This is a genomic window from Streptomyces sp. DT190 (assembly GCF_049846985.1).
In the GTDB taxonomy this organism is placed as follows: Bacteria; Actinomycetota; Actinomycetes; order Streptomycetales; family Streptomycetaceae; genus Streptomyces.
Genome location: NZ_JBNCNM010000003.1, coordinates 311506 through 328236, shown reverse-complemented (window position 1 = coordinate 328236; position 16731 = coordinate 311506). Strand labels below are relative to the sequence as shown.

At 73.3% G+C, this 16731-nt stretch carries 16 protein-coding genes; 10 read left to right on the top strand and 6 right to left on the bottom strand.

Features of this window, described 5'->3' with window-relative positions; translation table 11 throughout:
- The first annotated feature begins 83 nt into the window (after positions 1–83).
- The 3 genes from ACPXCS_RS08305 (at position 84) to ACPXCS_RS08295 (ending at position 3232) form a co-directional block, all read left to right on the top strand.
- Positions 84–1034 (top strand): hypothetical protein, encoded by a 951-nt coding sequence (locus ACPXCS_RS08305; protein ID WP_425944712.1) that lies wholly within the window; start codon positions 84–86, stop codon positions 1032–1034.
- Positions 1035–1106: 72 nt separating this feature from the next.
- Positions 1107–2378, top strand: coding sequence for an SAV2148 family HEPN domain-containing protein (locus ACPXCS_RS08300; protein ID WP_425944965.1), 1272 nt, complete (start codon positions 1107–1109; stop codon positions 2376–2378).
- Positions 2379–2509: 131 nt separating this feature from the next.
- Positions 2510–3232: a 3'-5' exonuclease gene (locus tag ACPXCS_RS08295; protein WP_425944711.1), complete on the top strand. Its 723-nt coding sequence runs from the start codon at positions 2510–2512 to the stop codon at positions 3230–3232.
- 16 nt (positions 3233–3248) lie between these two features.
- Here the strand turns inward: ACPXCS_RS08295 and ACPXCS_RS08290 are convergent, their stop codons facing one another.
- A complete protein-coding gene (locus ACPXCS_RS08290; protein WP_425944710.1) occupies positions 3249–4112 on the bottom strand; it encodes an aminoglycoside phosphotransferase family protein in 864 nt (287 codons plus the stop codon).
- 160 nt (positions 4113–4272) lie between these two features.
- On the opposite strand from ACPXCS_RS08290, the gene ACPXCS_RS08285 reads away from it, so the two are divergent.
- The 4 genes from ACPXCS_RS08285 to mgt all read left to right on the top strand — a co-directional run bounded on the left by ACPXCS_RS08285 (position 4273) and on the right by mgt (position 8604).
- Positions 4273–5217: a carbohydrate ABC transporter permease gene (locus ACPXCS_RS08285; RefSeq protein ID WP_425944709.1), complete on the top strand. Its 945-nt coding sequence runs from the start codon at positions 4273–4275 to the stop codon at positions 5215–5217.
- Positions 5214–6047 (top strand): carbohydrate ABC transporter permease, encoded by an 834-nt coding sequence (locus ACPXCS_RS08280; protein ID WP_425944708.1) that lies wholly within the window; start codon positions 5214–5216, stop codon positions 6045–6047. The genes ACPXCS_RS08285 and ACPXCS_RS08280 overlap by 4 nt, the downstream gene beginning before the upstream one ends.
- Entirely contained in the window at positions 6047–7321 is a 1275-nt protein-coding gene (locus ACPXCS_RS08275) for an ABC transporter substrate-binding protein (RefSeq protein WP_425944707.1), read from the top strand. Before ACPXCS_RS08280 ends, ACPXCS_RS08275 begins: the two co-directional genes overlap by 1 nt.
- Before the next feature lie 80 nt (positions 7322–7401).
- Positions 7402–8604, top strand: a complete 1203-nt coding sequence (gene mgt, locus ACPXCS_RS08270; RefSeq protein ID WP_425944706.1) for a macrolide-inactivating glycosyltransferase — start codon at positions 7402–7404, stop codon at positions 8602–8604.
- 24 nt (positions 8605–8628) lie between these two features.
- On the opposite strand, the gene ACPXCS_RS08265 is transcribed toward mgt, so the two are convergent.
- Complete coding sequence (locus tag ACPXCS_RS08265; protein ID WP_425944705.1) at positions 8629–9579, bottom strand: zinc metalloprotease; 951 nt, start codon at positions 9577–9579, stop codon at positions 8629–8631.
- Between the two features lie 199 nt (positions 9580–9778).
- Here ACPXCS_RS08265 and ACPXCS_RS08260 point away from each other — a divergent pair, with 199 nt between their 5' ends.
- Positions 9779–10111 (top strand): hypothetical protein, encoded by a 333-nt coding sequence (locus tag ACPXCS_RS08260; RefSeq protein WP_425944704.1) that lies wholly within the window; start codon positions 9779–9781, stop codon positions 10109–10111.
- A gap of 57 nt (positions 10112–10168) precedes the next feature.
- Here ACPXCS_RS08260 and ACPXCS_RS08255 read toward each other — a convergent pair whose 3' ends face one another.
- Positions 10169–12418 (bottom strand): MMPL family transporter, encoded by a 2250-nt coding sequence (locus tag ACPXCS_RS08255; protein ID WP_425944703.1) that lies wholly within the window; start codon positions 12416–12418, stop codon positions 10169–10171.
- 342 nt (positions 12419–12760) lie between these two features.
- Here ACPXCS_RS08255 and ACPXCS_RS08250 point away from each other — a divergent pair, with 342 nt between their 5' ends.
- Together ACPXCS_RS08250 and ACPXCS_RS08245 are read left to right on the top strand one after the other, a co-directional pair.
- On the top strand, positions 12761–13315 hold the full coding sequence (locus tag ACPXCS_RS08250) for a DUF1697 domain-containing protein (RefSeq protein WP_425944702.1): 555 nt from the start codon (positions 12761–12763) through the stop codon (positions 13313–13315).
- 144 nt (positions 13316–13459) lie between these two features.
- Positions 13460–14275: a GvpL/GvpF family gas vesicle protein gene (locus ACPXCS_RS08245; protein ID WP_425944701.1), complete on the top strand. Its 816-nt coding sequence runs from the start codon at positions 13460–13462 to the stop codon at positions 14273–14275.
- 22 nt (positions 14276–14297) lie between these two features.
- On the opposite strand, the gene ACPXCS_RS08240 is transcribed toward ACPXCS_RS08245, so the two are convergent.
- From ACPXCS_RS08240 to ACPXCS_RS08230, 3 genes are read right to left on the bottom strand one after another with little or no spacing between them, the layout of a single operon-like run.
- Positions 14298–15041, bottom strand: coding sequence for a sirohydrochlorin chelatase (locus ACPXCS_RS08240; RefSeq protein ID WP_425944700.1), 744 nt, complete (start codon positions 15039–15041; stop codon positions 14298–14300).
- A 5-nt stretch (positions 15042–15046) separates the two neighbouring features.
- Positions 15047–15943: an ABC transporter permease gene (locus ACPXCS_RS08235; protein ID WP_425944699.1), complete on the bottom strand. Its 897-nt coding sequence runs from the start codon at positions 15941–15943 to the stop codon at positions 15047–15049.
- Positions 15930–16718 (bottom strand): ABC transporter ATP-binding protein, encoded by a 789-nt coding sequence (locus tag ACPXCS_RS08230; RefSeq protein ID WP_425944698.1) that lies wholly within the window; start codon positions 16716–16718, stop codon positions 15930–15932. The genes ACPXCS_RS08235 and ACPXCS_RS08230 overlap by 14 nt, the downstream gene beginning before the upstream one ends.
- Between the last annotated feature and the right edge of the window lie 13 nt (positions 16719–16731).

The window sequence follows — 16731 nt, the reverse complement described above, 5'->3', positions numbered from 1 at the left end:
CCGAGTGGCCGGTGCATACGAGGTATGCCCGACCGACGGGGCAAAGGCGTACTCCCGGGGCTGTGGGGGAGCAGGGGGAAGATGTGCGCACCATAGTGCACCGCCACCTGGGCCGGGCCGGGGCCGGCGACACGGGCCCGGGCGCGGGGGCGGGAGCGGAACGGTCCGCCCGGCAGGGGACCGGCGCAGGACGACCCGGGGCCCCGGGCGTCGTGGAGCGGCCGTCCGCGGAGGCGGCGAAGGGCACCGGCCGCGACCCGCTGACCGACGACGAGCTGAGGCGGGCCGAGCAGCTCGCCCCGAGCCGGCAGCCCGTCCTGAGCCGCGAGAACGCGGACGGCGGGCGCGGACCACGGCGCCTCGCCGTCGGCCTGGCCGACCCCGGGCCCCGGGAGGCCGGTGCTCCGGACGCGCCGCGCCGCTCCGGCGTGCCGCACGACGACCACCGGGACGACCCGCTCGTCACCCGGACCGTCGGCCTCGGCACCGGCACGGTGGTGCGGACCGGCGCCCGGCGCCGCGTCCTGCCGCCCCTGAGCGCCGCCGGGAAGGCCGAGGCGGCCGCACTCCTGATCGCCGACCCGCCCGGCGCGGGTCTCGAGGCCGACCACCGGCACGACTCTCACCTCCCCGGACCGGCTCCGGCTCCGCGGTGCCGTCCACCGGGCGGCACCCGGCGCCCGGCCCGCGCCGGCGCCTTCCGGCGGCCCGGCTGCGCCCCCGACGGCTCCGGGACGGCCCGCACGGAGATCACCAAGGAGCTCGCCGCGAGCAGCCGGAACCACCGCTGGTGGCGCGTCGTCCGCGCGGTCGGCAAGAACAAGGACGGACACACGCGCTCCTACGAGATCGTCCCGGGGTCACCACCAGGTACCCGGTGCGCGGCTGCACCAAGCACGATCTCCACGTCGCGCACGGCACCAGGGGCGACCTGTCCGCCGGCTCCGGGGCGAACACCGGATTCCACCGCCATGAATCCGCTCGCTCCGGACGGGCTCGGGTGGCAGAACACGCTCTGGCGACCCCGCCGTTGAGACCGATGCTGCCCATCGGGCTGCACCGCCGACCGCTTGCGGAGTACCCTTCCTTGATCGTTGACAAGGGGAGTGCTCGGGGGAGCGGAAGGCGGTGCGCGGGTGGGCTCGGGAGGGCTGGAGCTGCCCCCTGGTGACGAGGGTCACGAGGGGAACTCCGCAGACGTCCCGACCGGTGCCGTGTCCCTGGCACGGCCGATGGACGCGTCGGGCTCGATCGGTCCGGAACTGGACTGGGACGCCGACGCCTGGCGCGAGGTGCGCACCCGCGCCCAGCGGGCCGGCCGGGCCTACATCTGGCTGAACCTCGTCGAACAGCGGCTGCGCGCCGTCGTGGCCGCCGTGCTGCGGCCGATCTACGAACCGGTCCACGGCGACGACTGGGTGGTGGCCGCCGCCGGCCCCGCCGGCCAGGAGTGGGTGCAGCGCGCCGTCGCCGTCCGCGAGGTCAGCCGCCGCAAGGGGTACCTGCTCGACCCGGCCGACGACAACGTGCTGTCCTTCCTCACCCTGCCGCAGCTGCGCGAGCTGATGGTGCAGCACTGGCCCTGCTTCGAGCCCTACTTCGACGACCGCCGGGACGTCGAACTCGCCCTGGACGAGCTGGAGGTGACCCGGAACGTCGTCTCCCGCAACCGGGCCCTGTCCGAGGCCGTGCTGAACCAGGCCGAGCGGGCCTCGGCCCGGCTGCTGGAGATGCTCGGCGCGGGCGGTGACGTGCCCTCCGCGCGCCGGCTGCCCGTCGACGCGGTCGAGGACCTGATCGGCGACCGGTACGCCGACGTCGTCGCCGTCCACCCGGACCGGGTGCGGCTGATGCGGCAGTTCCCGGCCGAGGACATCTTCGGCGGCGCCCGCCGCCTGGACGCCATCGGCATCGGGCTCAACCTGCTCGTGCAGAACTTCTCCGGCCGCCGCCTGGTGCGGCTCGCCGAGTCCGGCTGCCGGGTGCGGCTGCTGTTCCTCAACCCCGCCTCCAGCGCGGTCAAGCGGCGCGAGCGCGAACTGGGCATCAAACGCGGCGAGCTCAGCCGCGCCGTCGAGATGAACATCCTGCACATGCGGCGGGTGCGGGCCCGGCTGCGCGACCCGGGCGCCTTCGAGATCCAGGTCTTCGACGAGACACCCCGCTTCACGGCGTACCTGGTCGACGGCGACGGCGCCGACGGCATCGCGGTCGTGCAGAACTACCTGCGCCGCACGCGCGGCATGGAGGCGCCGGTGTTCGTCCTGCGCAACGGCAGCAAGGTGGTCAAGTCGGGCGAGCCGGACGAAAGCGGCCTCTTCCCCACGTATCGCGAGGAGTTCGAGGTGATGTGGGCGGATTCGCGGCCCGTGTCGTGAACTGCGCCCCGCCACCGGGTGGTTCCGCGCCCGCCGAAGGGCCCGAGCGGAACGCGGTCCTCTGATTGTCAGTGGTGCGTGGGAAGGTGGAGGCCACTGGGGGAACGCACCACAAGAAGGGGGGCCCGCCCATGGGCTGGCACCGGGAGCTGCTGATCGGCTTCGACCTGGAGACGACGGGCACGGATCCGCACGAGGCGCGCATCGTCACGGCGGCCGTGATCGAGGTCAGGGGCGGCAAGCCGCTGGGGCGCCGGGAGTGGCTGGCCGATCCCGGGGTGCCGATCCCCGAGGACGCGGTGGCGGTGCACGGCATCAGCAACGAACGGGCGGCCGCCGAGGGCGCACCGGCCGACCGGGTGGCGGACGCCGTCGCCGACGTCCTGAGCTCCTACTGGAAGGCGGGCGTGCCGGTCGTCGCCTACAACGCCGCCTTCGACCTGACCCTGCTCTCCGCCGAGCTGCGCCGCCACGGCCTGCCGTCCCTGCGCGACCGCCTGGGCGGCGTGGACCCGGCCCCGGTCATCGACCCCTACACCATCGACCGCTGGGCCGACCGCTACCGCCGCGGCAAACGCAACCTCGAAGCGGTCTGCGCGGAGTACGGCGTCGTCCTCGACTCGGCGCACGACGCGCTGGCCGACGCCCTGGCGGCGGCCCGCCTGGCCTGCGCGATAGCCGACCGCCACCCCAAGATCGCCATGCTCGGCCCGGCGGCCCTGCACCACCGCCAGATCGAGTGGTACGCGCAGTGGGCGGCGGACTTCCAGAGCTTCCTGCGCGGCAAGGGGGACGCCACGGCCCTCGTCGACGGCGCGTGGCCGCTGCGGGAGCCGGCGGGCGAACCGGCCTGAGGCGGCCCGCCCGCCCTCAGAACGGATACCAGCGCACCGTCGGGTCCCCGTCCCGCAGGGACGCCACCCGCCGCTCGAACTCGGCCAGCGCCTTCGGGTTGCCCGGCGCGTGCTGGGCCACCCAGGCGCAACTGGCGGTCTCCCGCGCGCCGCGCAGCACCGAGCAGCCCTCCCACGCCCGCACGTCCCAGCCGTACGTCCCGGTGAAGGACGCGTACGCCTCGTCCCCGAGCCCGTACCGGTCGTGGGACAGGGCCATCACCACCAGATCGTGCTCGCGCAGGTCCGAGGAGACCGTCTCCAGGTCGACCAGGACCGGACCGTCCGGCCCGACGTGCACGTTGCGCGGCAGCGCGTCGCCGTGGATCACCCCGGGCGGCAGATGCGGCGTCAGCTCCGCGGCCTGCGCGGCGAACGCGTCCCGCCGCTCGCGCAGATAGGCCGCGTCGGCGGGGTCGACGGCGTCCCCCGCGAGCCGCAGCCAGCGCTCCACACCACCCAGCAGATCACGCCCCGGAAGAGCGAAGGGAGGGGGCGGCGTGGCATGCACGACCCGCAGCAGTCGGGCCAGGTCCCGCGGCTCGGCGGGCCGTACGGCATCCGGCAGCCGGTGCCAGACGGTCACCGGATGCCCCTCCACCAGCAGCGCCTCCGGCTCGGCCGCCCGCACCGCCGGCACCCCGGCCTGCGCGAGCCACCCGGCGATGTCCAGCTCGCGGCGCGCCCGGTCGAGGAGTTCGGCATCGCGGCCGACCTTGACGACCAGGTCACCGGCGGCGAACACCGCGTTCTCGCCCAGGGCGAGCAGCCGTGCCGCGCGGGCCGCGCCGGGCAGCACCCGCGCCGCCGCCAGTACGTCCCGTGCCCGTGCCTCGTCCATCGTCCGCCTCCGTCGTCCGCACCGCTGCCGCCGGGTTCCGGCCATCCTCCGGTCAGTGTCGCATCGGCACAGGTCGGGGGGCATGCGCGGTCCCTTGACGAGACAGACGGCCTTCACGACCATGACGTGGCCGGCCGCGCTGTGCAAAGGGGCTGATTCCGTGACATCGGTGACCGAGACGCCGTTACCGAGGAGACCGGCCGATCGCGGATCCCCGGACGGCGGGTCCCGGCGGGCCGTCGACCACGGCGCCTGGTTCCTGGTGCTGCCCGCCCTGATCCCCATCCTCCTGCTCAGCGTCGGACCGCTGCTCCACGGCATCCTGCTGGCCTTCACCGACGCCCAGTCGGGCCGCACCGAGCCCACCCGCTGGATCGGCACCCTCAACTTCCGGGACCTGCTGCACGACACGCTCTTCTGGGAGTCGTTCCGGATCGGCCTGGTGTGGGCGGTCGGGGTGACCGTGCCGCAGTTCCTGCTCGCCCTCGGCCTGGCCCTGCTGCTCGACCAGGACCTCCGGCTGCGGTGGCTGGCCCGCGCCCTGGCGATCGTGCCCTGGGCGATGCCCGAGGTCGTCGTCGGCATCATGTGGCGGCTCGTCTACCACCCCGACGCAGGCGTCCTGAACGAGACCCTGCGGGACCTGGGCCTCGGCGGCGGCCGCGACTGGCTCAGCGGGCTGGCCACCGCGCTGCCCGCCGTCATCGTCGTCGGCGTCTGGGCGGGCATGCCGCAGACGACCGTGGCGCTGCTCGCCGGGCTGCAGAACACCCCGCGCGAGCTGCACGAGGCGGCGGCGGTCGACGGCGCGGGCGCCTGGCGCCGGTTCCGCACGGTCACCTGGCCCGCCCTCAGGCCCGTCGCCCTCGCCATCACGGCGCTCAACCTCATCTGGAACTTCAACTCCTTCGCCCTGGTCTACGTGCTCACCAGCGGCGGCCCCGGCGGCCGGACCCGGCTGCCGATGCTCTTCGCCTACGAAGAGGCCTTCCGTTACGGCCAGTTCGGCTACGCGGCGGCGATGGGCTGCGTCATGGTCGCCGTGATCTCGATCGCCCTGGCCGTGTTCCTCGCCGGCCGCCTCAAAGGAGGTGACGACACGTGAGGACCGGCACCCCGGCCCGCGTCGGCCAGTACACCGCGCTGCTCGCGTACCTGGTCTTCCTGGCCTTCCCGCTGCTGTGGCTGCTCTCCACCGCGTTCAAGCCGCCGCGCGAGCTGAGCGGCCTGCACCCGACGTGGCTCCCGGAGGACCCCACCCTCGCCAACTTCCGGCAGGCCTTCGACGAGCAGCCGCTGCTGCACGCGGCCCTCAACTCCCTGCTCGCCGCGCTCGCGGCGGCGGTCCTCGCCGTGCTGATCGCCACCCCGGCGGCCTACGTCGTCGCCCGCCGCCGCACCCGGCTCGCCCAGGCGGTGACGGGCTGGGTGGTGGTCAGCCAGGCGTTCCCGTTCGTGCTGCTGATCATCCCCCTGTTCCTCGTGCTGAAGAACCTGCGCATGATCGACTCCGTGCCGGGGCTGGTGCTGGTGTACGTGGTGTGGGCGCTGCCGTTCGCGCTGTGGATGCTCGCCGGGTACGTACGGGCCGTGCCGCGCGAGCTGGAGGAGGCCGCGGCGGTCGACGGGGCGGGGCGGGTGCGCACGCTGGTGTCGGTGACCGCGCCGCTGCTCGCACCGGGCATCGTGGCGACCGGCCTGTTCGCGTTCGTCACCGCGTGGAACGAGTTCTTCTTCGCGCTCGTGCTGCTGAAGACACCGGAGAAACAGACCCTGCCGGTGGTGCTCACGCACTTCATCGGCGCCGAGGGCGTCGCCGACCTCGGCCCGCTCGCTGCGGCCGCGTTCCTCGCGACCCTGCCCTCCCTGGTCGTCTTCGCGCTCATCCAGCGCCGCATCACGGGCGGCATGCTCACCGGGGCGGTGAAGAGCTGATGCGCGCCCGCCTGCTGGCCCTCGTCCTGCTGCTGCTCCTCGCCGGCTGCACCTCGGGCGGCACCGCGGACGACGGCCGGGTCACCCTCCGCTTCCAGTCACTGGCCTGGCAGGAGGAGTCCGTCGAGGTCACCGAGGACCTGGTGGCGGAGTGGAACGCCGCCCACCCGGACGTCCGCGTCGAGTACGTCCAGGGCTCCTGGGACAGCGTCCACGACCAGCTCCTCACCGCCTTCGAGGGCGGCGAGGCGCCCGACATCATCCACGACGCCTCCGACGACCTCGCCGACTTCGCCTACGGCGGTCACCTCGCGGACCTGACCGGCCTGCTGCCCGCCACCCTCGAAGCGGACATCCCGCGGCGCAGCTGGGAGACCACGACCTTCGGCGACGGTGTCTACGGCGTGCCGTTCCTGCAGGAACCGCGCGTGCTCATCGCCAACGCGACCTGGCTGCGCACGTCCGGCGTGCGGATCCCGACCCCGGGCAAGCCGTGGAGCTGGGAGGAGTTCCGGCGCGTCACCGAACGGCTCAGCCACCGCGGCAAGTACGGCGTCGCCTGGCCGCTGAAGGACCCCGTCTCCGCCACCCTCAACCTCTCCCTGTCGACGGGCGGACAGCTCTTCCACCGCGGGGCGGACGGCCGGGTGACGGTGCGGTTCGAGGCGGCCGACCAGGTCGTGCCGCGCACCATCCACGACCAGGTGACCGGCGACCGCAGCGCCTCGCCCACGACCCTCGGCAGCGGCGGCTCCGACACCCTGCCCGGCTTCTTCGGCGGCCGCTACGCGATGGTGCCGCTGGGGTTCTCCTACCGGCAGCAGATCGTGCAGCAGGCCCCCGAGGGCTTCGACTGGCAGGTCCTGCCCGCCCCGGCCGGCGCCGGCGGACTGACCCAGGGCGTCAGCCCGCAGACCCTCTCCATCGCCGAGGACTGCCCGCACAAGAAGGAGGCCGCCGCCTTCCTCGCCTTCCTGCTGCGCCCGGGGAACATGGTCCGCCTCGCCCTCGGCGACTGGATGCTGCCCACCGGCACCCAGGCGCTGCAGGACCCCGCCCTGCACACCGCGCGGCACGGCTGGGCCACCGGCACGGCCCTCGCCGCCCGGCTGCGCCCGGCCCCCGCGCAGACGGTCCGGGGCTACCCCGAGTGGAAGGACAAGGTGGCGACGCCGGCCCTTCAGGAGTACTACAGCGGGGCGATCGGCCTCGGCGCCCTGCGCGAACGGCTGGAGGAGGACGGCAACCTGGTCCTGGCCCGCTATCAGCGCTGACCCCGGCCCGGTCCCGCGGAGCCGGCGGCCGCACGCCCATCGTGTTGCACGAGACGTCTCGTCTCGTTTAGTCTCGGTGCATGACCAGTCGCGCGCACATCGCCATGTTCTCCATCGCCGCCCACGGCCACGTGAACCCGAGCCTGGAGGTGATCCGCGAGCTGGTGGCGCGCGGCCACCGGGTCACCTACGCCATCCCGCCGGTCTTCGCGGAGAAGGTCGCGGGGACCGGAGCCGAGGTGAAGCCCTGGCACTCGACCCTGCCCTCGCCCGACGACGACCCGGAGGCATGGGGGAGCACCCTGCTGGACAACGTGGAGCCGTTCCTCGACGACGCGATCCAGGCACTCCCGCAACTGATCGCGGCGTACGAGGGCGACGAGCCGGACCTCGTGCTGCACGACATCGCCGCCTACCCGGGCCGGGTCCTCGCCCACCGCTGGGGCGTGCCCGCCGTCTCCCTCTCGCCGGCCATGGTCGCCTGGGAGGGATACGAGGAGGAGGTCGCCGAGCCCCTGTGGGCGGAGCCGCGGAAGACCGAACGCGGCCGCGCCTACTACGCCCGCTTCACGGCCTGGCTGGAGGAGAACGGCATCACCCTGCACCCCGACGCGTTCGGGGGCCGGCCCGACCGCTCGATCGTCCTGATGCCCAAGGCGCTCCAGCCGCACGCGGACCGGGTCGACGAGAGCGTGTACTCCTTCGTGGGCACCTGTCAGGGCGACCGCGGCGCCGAGGGCGGCTGGCGGCGGCCGGCCGGTGCGGAGAAGGTCGTACTCGTCTCCCTCGGGTCCGCCTTCACCAAGCAGCCGGACTTCTACCGGGAGTGTGTGAAGGCGTTCGGCGACCTGCCCGGCTGGCATCTGGTGCTCTCGGTGGGCAGGCACGTCGACCCGGCGGTGCTCGGGGAGGTCCCCGCCAACGTGGAGGTGCACTCCTGGGTGCCGCAGCCGGCCGTCCTGCGGGAGGCCGACCTGTTCGTCACGCACGCCGGTGCCGGCGGCAGCCAGGAGGGCCTGCTCACGGCCACGCCGATGATCGCCGTACCGCAGGCGGCGGACCAGTTCGGCAACGCCGAGACGCTGCGCGGCCTCGGTGTCGCCCGCTGCCTCGCCACGGAGGAGGCGACCGGCGAGGCGCTGCGCGAGGCGGCGCTCGCCCTGGTCGACGACCCGGAGGTGGCGCGCCGCCTGAAGGAGATCCAGGCGCAGACGCTCCAGGAGGGCGGTACCCGCCGCGCGGCCGACCTCATCGAGGCGGAACTGGCCGCGCACAGGAGGTAGTCGGCGACACGCGCCGGGCCGTCGTCAGACCGCGACGGCCTGGCGGGTGAGGGCCAGGCGGGCGTTGTCGAGCGTGGCGTCCATGCGCGCGGCCTGGCCCTTGGTGAACATGAACATCGCGGCGTCGTCGGTGTAGTCCATGTAGTTCATGAACATGTCGCCGTCCGGCCCGTTGTTGCACGTCACATGGGGGAAGCCGGGCGAACCGAGGTTCGGGCCCGCCTGGTTGGGCGTGTCCGACACGAAGTCGCTGCCGCTGCACCCCTCGTCGTCGTCGCCCCAGATGTGCCGCAGGTTCAGCCAGTGCCCGATCTCGTGCACGGCCGTGCGGCCTCCGTCGAAGGGGGCGGTGGCGGTGCCGGTGGTGCCGAAGGCGCTGTAGGTGACGACCACGCCGTCCGTGGAGGCGGCGCCACCCGGGAACTGGGCGTAGCCCAGCAGACCGCGGCGCAGCCTGCAGACCCAGATGTTCAGATAGACGTCGGCGGGCCAGGCGTCGTGGCCCCCGCTCAGGCTGAACTTGACCAGGTCGTCGGTGTCCCAGTCCGCGGTCCCGCTCCGGGTCCGCGTGATGCCGTCCGTGGGCCGCCCCAGCGGGTCGGTGCGGGCGAGGTGGAACTGCAGGCGCACGTCGGCCACCAGGTCCCGCCAGACCGGCGGCACTTGGCCGACGTCCGGGTTGCTCGCGCGGAAGTCCTGGTTGAGCACCTCGATCTGACTGCGGATCTGGGCCTCGTCGATGTTCTCCTCGGGTGCGTGGTGCACGACGTGCACCACCACGGGGACGTCGACCACGCTCTGCCGTCCGGCGATGTGCTCCATCGTCTCGTAGGCGAACGCGGTGTTCTCGATCGCGGCCCGGTTCCCGGCGTACTCCGGGTTCTGGCCGAGGAGTCTGCGGTCCACCTCCATCGCGCCGCACCAGCGGCTGTAGTCGGCGGAGGTGACACGGAGATAGGACTGGGCGTCGGACATGACTGTCCTTCGGGTGAGCGGGGAGTGCGCCGCGCACGCGGCTGCGGACCTGCGCGTCTGCTACGCGCCGCGAGGGCCGGGCGACACCGGGCGGAGCGGTCGGTTGCCCGTTCCCTCCGTACCCATACACTGATAATCCTAGGCACTCCGGTGTGAGACCGGCAATACGGACCACTCTGCGCAGTGAGGTGGCCGGATCATGCAGCAGCCCCCCTCGGGCCTGTTCCGCGCGTGGTTCCACTCCTACGAGGAGGACCACGAGGACGTGCGGGTCTACCGTCCGGACGACTACCCGTTCCCCCCGGCGCGCGGACGCCGCGGCATGGAGTTCGCGCCCGACGGCGGCTTCGTCGACCGTCCCCTGGGGCGCGGCGACGCGCCCGGCACCGTGCCGGGCCGCTGGCGGCTGGTGGCGGACCGTCACCTCGCGCTCTCCTTCGGCGGCGAACGCCCGGACCGGGAGCTGGAGATCCTGCGCTGCGACGGGAACGTCCTGCACGTGCGCCGCATCGTCCGGGCCGAGGGCACGTAAGGGCCCGTCGCCCCCTCCCGGGGAGCGACGGGCCCTACTCCGCGCGTCGGGGAGTCGTCAGACCCTCACGGGCTCGCCCTCGTCGTCGCGTGCCGCCGGCGCCGCGATCGCCTGCGGTGTCTCGTCGTGGGTGAGGTCCGGCAGCCGGTTCAGCCACTTCGGCAGGTACCAGTTGCGCTCGCCGAGCAGCGCCATCACCGCCGGCAGCAGCACACCGCGGATGATCGTCGCGTCGATGAGCACCGCCGCCGCCAGACCGACGCCCATCTGCTTCATCGACTGCATCGACAGCGTCCCGAAGATCGCGAACACGGCGACCATGATGACCGCGGCGCTGGTGACCACCCCGGCGGTGGTGACCACACCGTGCCGGATCGCGTCCCGCGTCTCGAGGCCCCGCAGCCGGGCCTCGCGGATCCGCGACACCACGAACACGTGGTAGTCCATCGACAGGCCGAACAGGATCACGAAGAGGAACAGCGGCAGCCACGTGATGATCGCGCCGACGCCCTCCGCGCCCACCAGGGACGCGCCCCAGCCGTGCTGGAAGACCGCGACCAGGATGCCGTAGGCCGCGCCCACCGACAGCAGGTTCAGCACGATCGAGGTGACCGCGATGGTCAGCGAGCGGAACGACAGCAGCATCAGCGCGAAGGCGAACACCACGACGAACGCGAACACCGGCACGACGGCGCCGGCGAGCTGGTCGTTGAAGTCCTTCGACCCGGCCACCTGCCCGGTGATCGGCGCCTGGAGGCCGTCGACCTTGCCGAGCGTGGCCGGACGCACCTCGTCGCGCAGCTTGTCCAGACTCACCCCGGCCTTGTCCAGGTCGGAGCCGCCCACCAGCGGCACGTAGACGAACGCCACGTCCTGCGCGTCGTGCAGCTTGATCTCCACCGGGCCGCGCGAGGCGCCCGAACTGATCGCCCGCTCACGGAAGTCGGCGAGCGCGGACTGCACCTCGGGCGCGTTGATGTCGTCCGCCCTGACGACCACCTCGGCGGGTTCGGAACCGCCGGGGAAGGCCTCGTTGAGCCGGTTGTACGTCTGCACGATCGGCAGCGAGTCCCCGAACTCCTGGTCCAGCGTGAGCTGTTGCGTCTTCATGCCCAGCGCGGGCGCCGAGACCGCCAGCAGCGCACCGGCCGCCACTACCACGGAGATCACCGGCCGGGCCAGGACCCGCCGCAGCACGGCCGTCCAGAACCGGCTGTCCTGGGGCGCCCCGCGCTTGCGCCGCCGCAGGAACGGGACGCGGCCCTTCTCCACGCGCCCGCCCAGCAGCGACAGCAGCGCGGGCAGGACGGTCACGGACCCCACCATCGCCACCGCGACCACCATCAGCGAGGCCAGGCCCATCGCCTCGAACTCGGCGAGCCCGGTGAACAGCATGCCCGCCATGGCCACGCACACCGTGACACCGGAGACGACGATCGCGCGGCCACTGGTCGCGGCGGCGATCCGCAGGGCCGTCTGCGCGTCCCGGCCGGCCTCCCGCTCCTCGCGCTCACGCCGCAGGTAGAACAGGCAGTAGTCGACACCGACCGCCAGACCGACCAGCAGCATCACGGAGTTGGCGGTGTCGCTCATCGGCATGACGTGGCTGACGACGCCCATCAGGCCCATCGTCGCCATGATCGCGGTCACCGCCAGCGCCACCGGCAGCAGCGCCGCCACCAGCGCGCCGAAGGCGATCAGCAGGATGCCGAGGGCCACCGGCACCGCGGAGTACTCGGCCTTCTTGAAGTCGTCCCCGAACGCGTCGTCGAACGTCTTCATCATGCTGGCGCCGCCGATCTCCTCGATCCGCAGCGCCTCGTGCTCCTGCTGCACGCCCTCGACGGCCTCCAGCACCGGCTCGACCCGCTCGCCCGCGGTGTCGGAGTCACCCCGCATGTCGAACTGCACGAGCGCGCTGCGCCCGTCCTTCGAGATCGTCCCGGCGTCGTACGGCGAGGTCACGTCGGTGACCCGGCCGGTCTTCTCGACGGCCCGGACGACCGCGGTGACGGCGTCGCGGAACTCGGGGTCCGTCGCCTCGAGTCCACCCCCCTTGGCCTGGATCAGCACCGTCTCCCCGGCCGGCTCCTCGATCCCGGCGTCCTCCACGATCCGGGCGGCGGTGTGCGTCTCCCCCTTGAGCTGGTCGCTGTCCTTGACGTCGACCCGGCCCGCGGCCGAACCGAGGCCCATCGCCAGGACGACGAACAGGACCCAGATGCCGACGGCAGCCCATCGATGCCGGGCGCTCCAGCCGCCGGCCCGGGCGGCGAGGCCCCGCACCCGTGTTTCTCCGTTCCCCATGACGGGCTTGCCCCCTCGTGATGCGGCGGCGGCGGCCCCCTGCCGCCCCCTCTCCTGTCGAAGGTAGGGGCCGGATAAAGCCATCTCGTCGTGCTGCCCGGTGAAGCCGCGCGACCGGAACTCATCCCCATGGACCTGGCTCCCTCCCCACTGGGGAGGACCCGCACGGACCATGGCCCCTTACACCTATCGGCGGACATTCCGGGCTCCCCGGGTGTGCGGATCCTGGGCAGACGGTTGTGCCGCTCGGTGACCGGTGAGTAATTTACGGGCCGGGCAGCTGCCCGCGGCGGCCGTCGTGCCCACCCCCACGGGGCACGACGGCCGCCTTATGGTGTGCGGATGACGACGATGTACGCGGCCCTGCTGCGCGGGATCAACGTGGGCGGCAGCAGGAAGGTCCCGATGGCCGAACTGCGCGCCCTCCTGGGCGACCTCGGCCACGACGACGTCCGTACGTATCTGCAGAGCGGCCAGGCGGTGTTCGCCGCCGGGCACGGCGACGAGGAGTCCCTGGCCGCCGAGCTCGCGCACGGCATCGAGCAGCACTTCGGGTTCGGCGTCGACGTCATCGTGCGCGACCACGCCTACCTGCGGGCGATCGTCGAGGCCTGCCCGTTCCCGGCCGCCGGCCTGGAGCCCAAGCAGCTCCACGTCACCTACTTCTCCGCGCCCGTCACCCCCGACCGCTTCGCGGGGATCGACCGGGCCGCCCATCTCCCCGAGGAGTTCCGCCTCGGGGAGCGCGCCCTGTACCTGTACACGCCGAACGGCCTGGGCCGCTCCAAACTGGCCGAGCAACTGGCCAGGCCGCGCGTCACCCGGGGCGTCATCGCCACGACCCGCAACTGGAACACCGTGCTCAAGCTGGTGGAGCTGACGGCCCCCGCGGCGTGACCCTCCGGTGATCCCGCCGGGCCGGCCGGGTCGCCGCTCGCGTGAACACCTCGGCCGCCACCGCCGTACCTACGGTCGGACGGACGGCACGAGAACGGAGTCTCGCGAGAGGAAGCGCACGGCCAGCGACAGGAGCCCGGACCCATGACCGACACCCAGCTCGTCTACGCCTACGCGGTCCTGCGCCGCACCCCCGAGGCCATCGCGGCGGCCGCACACCTGCGCGGCGTCGCCGGAGAACCCATCCACCTGGTCGACCCCGCGACCGCCACCGGACCCCTGGCCCTCGCCGTCGGCCGCGTCCCGCCCGCCGACTACGACGACGCCCCGCTGCGGGCCCACCTCGACGACCTGGACTGGATGGAGTCCACGGTCCGCTCCCACCACGCGGTGGTCGCCGCCCTGGTCGCCTCCGGCGCCGCCGTGCTGCCCCTGCGCCTCGCCACCGTCTACCGCGACGAGGCCCGCGCCCGCGAGGCCCTCGACACCCGCCGCGCCTACTTCCTGTCCCTGCTGGACCGCCTCACCGGCCACGTCGAACTCGGCGTCAAGATCTACGCCACCCCGGACATCACCCCGCCGGAGGCCGTCCGGGACCCGGGCCCGGACACCGTCACCGGCCTCGGCGTGGGACGCGCCTACCTGGCCATCCGCCGCCGCAGACACCGCAGGAACGAGGAGGCCTGGCGCACCGTCGCCCAGGCCGCCGCCCGCCTCACCGAGACCGCCGGGAGCCTCGCCGTCGACCGCGTCGCCCACACCCCCGAACGCGGCAGCCTGGCCGGCTCCGCGCCCGGCACCAACATGGGCAACGACGCCTACCTCGTCCCCCGGGACCGCGTCGACGCGTTCCGCACGGGCGTCCTGGCGGCCGCGCGCGGCATCCCCGGCCTGCGCGTGGAGGTCACCGGCCCCTGGGCCCCGTACTCCTTCGCGCTGCAGCCGGAACCGGCACCGTAGCCCGCGTGAGGCCGGCCGGAGCTCAGGCGCTCAGCGGGGCCGCCAGCGCCGGCACCCGGGCCGCCTCGTACCGTTCCAGCACCACCCGCGCCACCTCCGGCGCCGCACCGAGGACGTCCGCCAGGACGTCTGCCTCCGCAGCGCCCCGGGCGATGCGGTCGGGGAGGAAGCCGGGGGCCAGTACGTAGGGGGCGACGGCGACGCGGGAACAGCCGAGGGCGCGCAGTTCGCGGACGGCGTCCTCCGTGCGCGGCAGGGATGCGGAGGCGAACGCAGGCCGCACGGCGCACCAACCGGTGTGCCGCCACTCCCGCGCGATCTCTGCGATCACTGCGATCGCCTCCGGGTCGGTGGACCCCGCCGAGGCCAGCACGACCCCGGTCGAGGACTTGTCGCCGGGCGTCAGACCCGCCTCGTACAGACGCCGCTCCAGGGCCGCCAGCAGCAGCGGCGAGGGGCCCAGGACCTCCGCCTGGCGGATGCGCAGCCGCGAGGGCGCGTCCGCCAGGACCGCCGGGATGTCGGCCTTGGCGTGGAAGGCGCGGGTGAGCAGGAGCGGCAGGGCGACCACGTCCCGCACGCCCTGCACCGCCAGGGACTCCAGCACGCCCTGCACGGACGGCACGTTGAAGTCCAGGAACCCGGTCTCCACGCGGACGTCGGGGCGCAGCGCGCGCACCCGGCGCACCAGGGCGTGCACCGTCGCGGCGTGCCGCGGGTCGCGGCTGCCGTGGGCGATGACGAGGAGAACGGGCGTGTGCGTCATGGGACTCAGCTCTTCACCAGCAGGCCGCGGCTGCGCAGCACCCACCGCTCCAGCGGGCTGAAGATCAGCAGGTCGATCGCGATGCCGACGATCAGGATGAGCAGGATCGCCTCGAAGACCATGGCCATGTCGCTGGCGTTGCGGCCGTTCTCCAGCAACTGGCCGAGGCCGACGCCGAGGTCGGGGAAGGACGCGATGATCTCGGCGGCCATCAGCGAACGCCAGGAGAAGGCCCAGCCCTGCTTCAGGCCCGCCACGTAACCGGGCAGGGCGGCCGGCAGCACGATGTGCCAGGTGCCCTTCAGGCCCGTCGCACCGAGCGTGCGGCCCGCGCGCAGGAACAGCGGCGGCACCTGGTCGACGCCCGACACCAGGCCGTTGGCGATCGACGGGACCGCGCCGAGCAGGATCACCGCGTACATCATCGAGTTGTTCAGACCCAGCCAGATCACCGCGGGCGGCACCCAGGCGACCGACGGCAGGGACTGCAGGCCCGACAGGATGGGGCCGATCGCCGCGCGGACGAACTTCACCCGGGCGACGAGCAGACCCAGCGGCGTGCCGATCGCCAGCGCGAAGCAGAAGCCGAGCAGGCCGCGCGAGACGCTGGTCCAGATGTAGCCGAGCAGCTCGCCCTTGAGCCACGCCGTGTGGACGACGTCCCACACGGCCCCGGGCGAGGGCAGCTTCGTCGGGTCGTCGACGATCCGGAACGAGACGAGGGCCTGCCAGACCGCCAGCACCAGCGCGACGGCGAGGACGGGCGGCAGGATCTTCTCGGTGAAGGTCTGCCGGAACGGCGTGCGGCCCGTCTGCCGCGTCTCCAGGGCGTCGAGCCCCGCCTCCAGACCGGCGAGATCGCTGCCGTCCTTGGCGACGGTCGTCGAATCAGTGCTGGCCATGGCGGCGGATCTCCCCACGCAGTTCTTCGGTGATCTCGACGGACAGTTCCGCCACGGCGGTGTCCTCGATGCGGCGCGGATGCGGGATGCCCACCGTCCACTCGCGCGCGATGCGCCCGGGGCGGGAGGACAGCAGCACCACGCGCTGGGCGAGCCGGACCGCCTCGCGCACGTTGTGCGTGACGAACAGGACCGACAGCTGCGTCTCGCGCCAGATGCGGGTCAGCTCGTCGTGCAGCACGTCCCGGGTGATGGCGTCCAGCGCCGCGAACGGCTCGTCCATCAGCAGCAGCCGGCTCTCCTGGGCGAGCGCCCGGGCCAGCGCGACCCGCTGGCGCATCCCGCCCGACAGCTCGTGCACCCGCTTGCCGTGGGCGCCCTTGAGCCGGACGAGTTCGAGCAGCTCCTCCGCCCGGTCGCGGCGCTCGGTCTTCGGCACGCCCCGCAGCTTCAGGGCGAGTTCGATGTTCTTGCCCGCGGTCAGCCACGGGAACAGCGCGTGCTCCTGGAACATCAGCGCCGGGCGGCCGTCCGTGGTGATCTCACCGGCGCTGGGCCGGTCCAGACCGGCCACCAGGTTGAGCAGCGTGGACTTGCCGCAGCCCGAGGCCCCCAGCAGGGTGACGAACTCGCCGGGCGCGACATCGAGTGTGATGTCGTCCAGGACGAGCTGCTGCCCGGCGGGGCCCGCGAACGACTTCGAGACGTGCTCGATCCGGGCGGCGTGCGTGGCCGCCTCGGTGCCGTCGGCGGCCTTGGCGAGGGTCGTGGCCATGGTCGTCACCTCC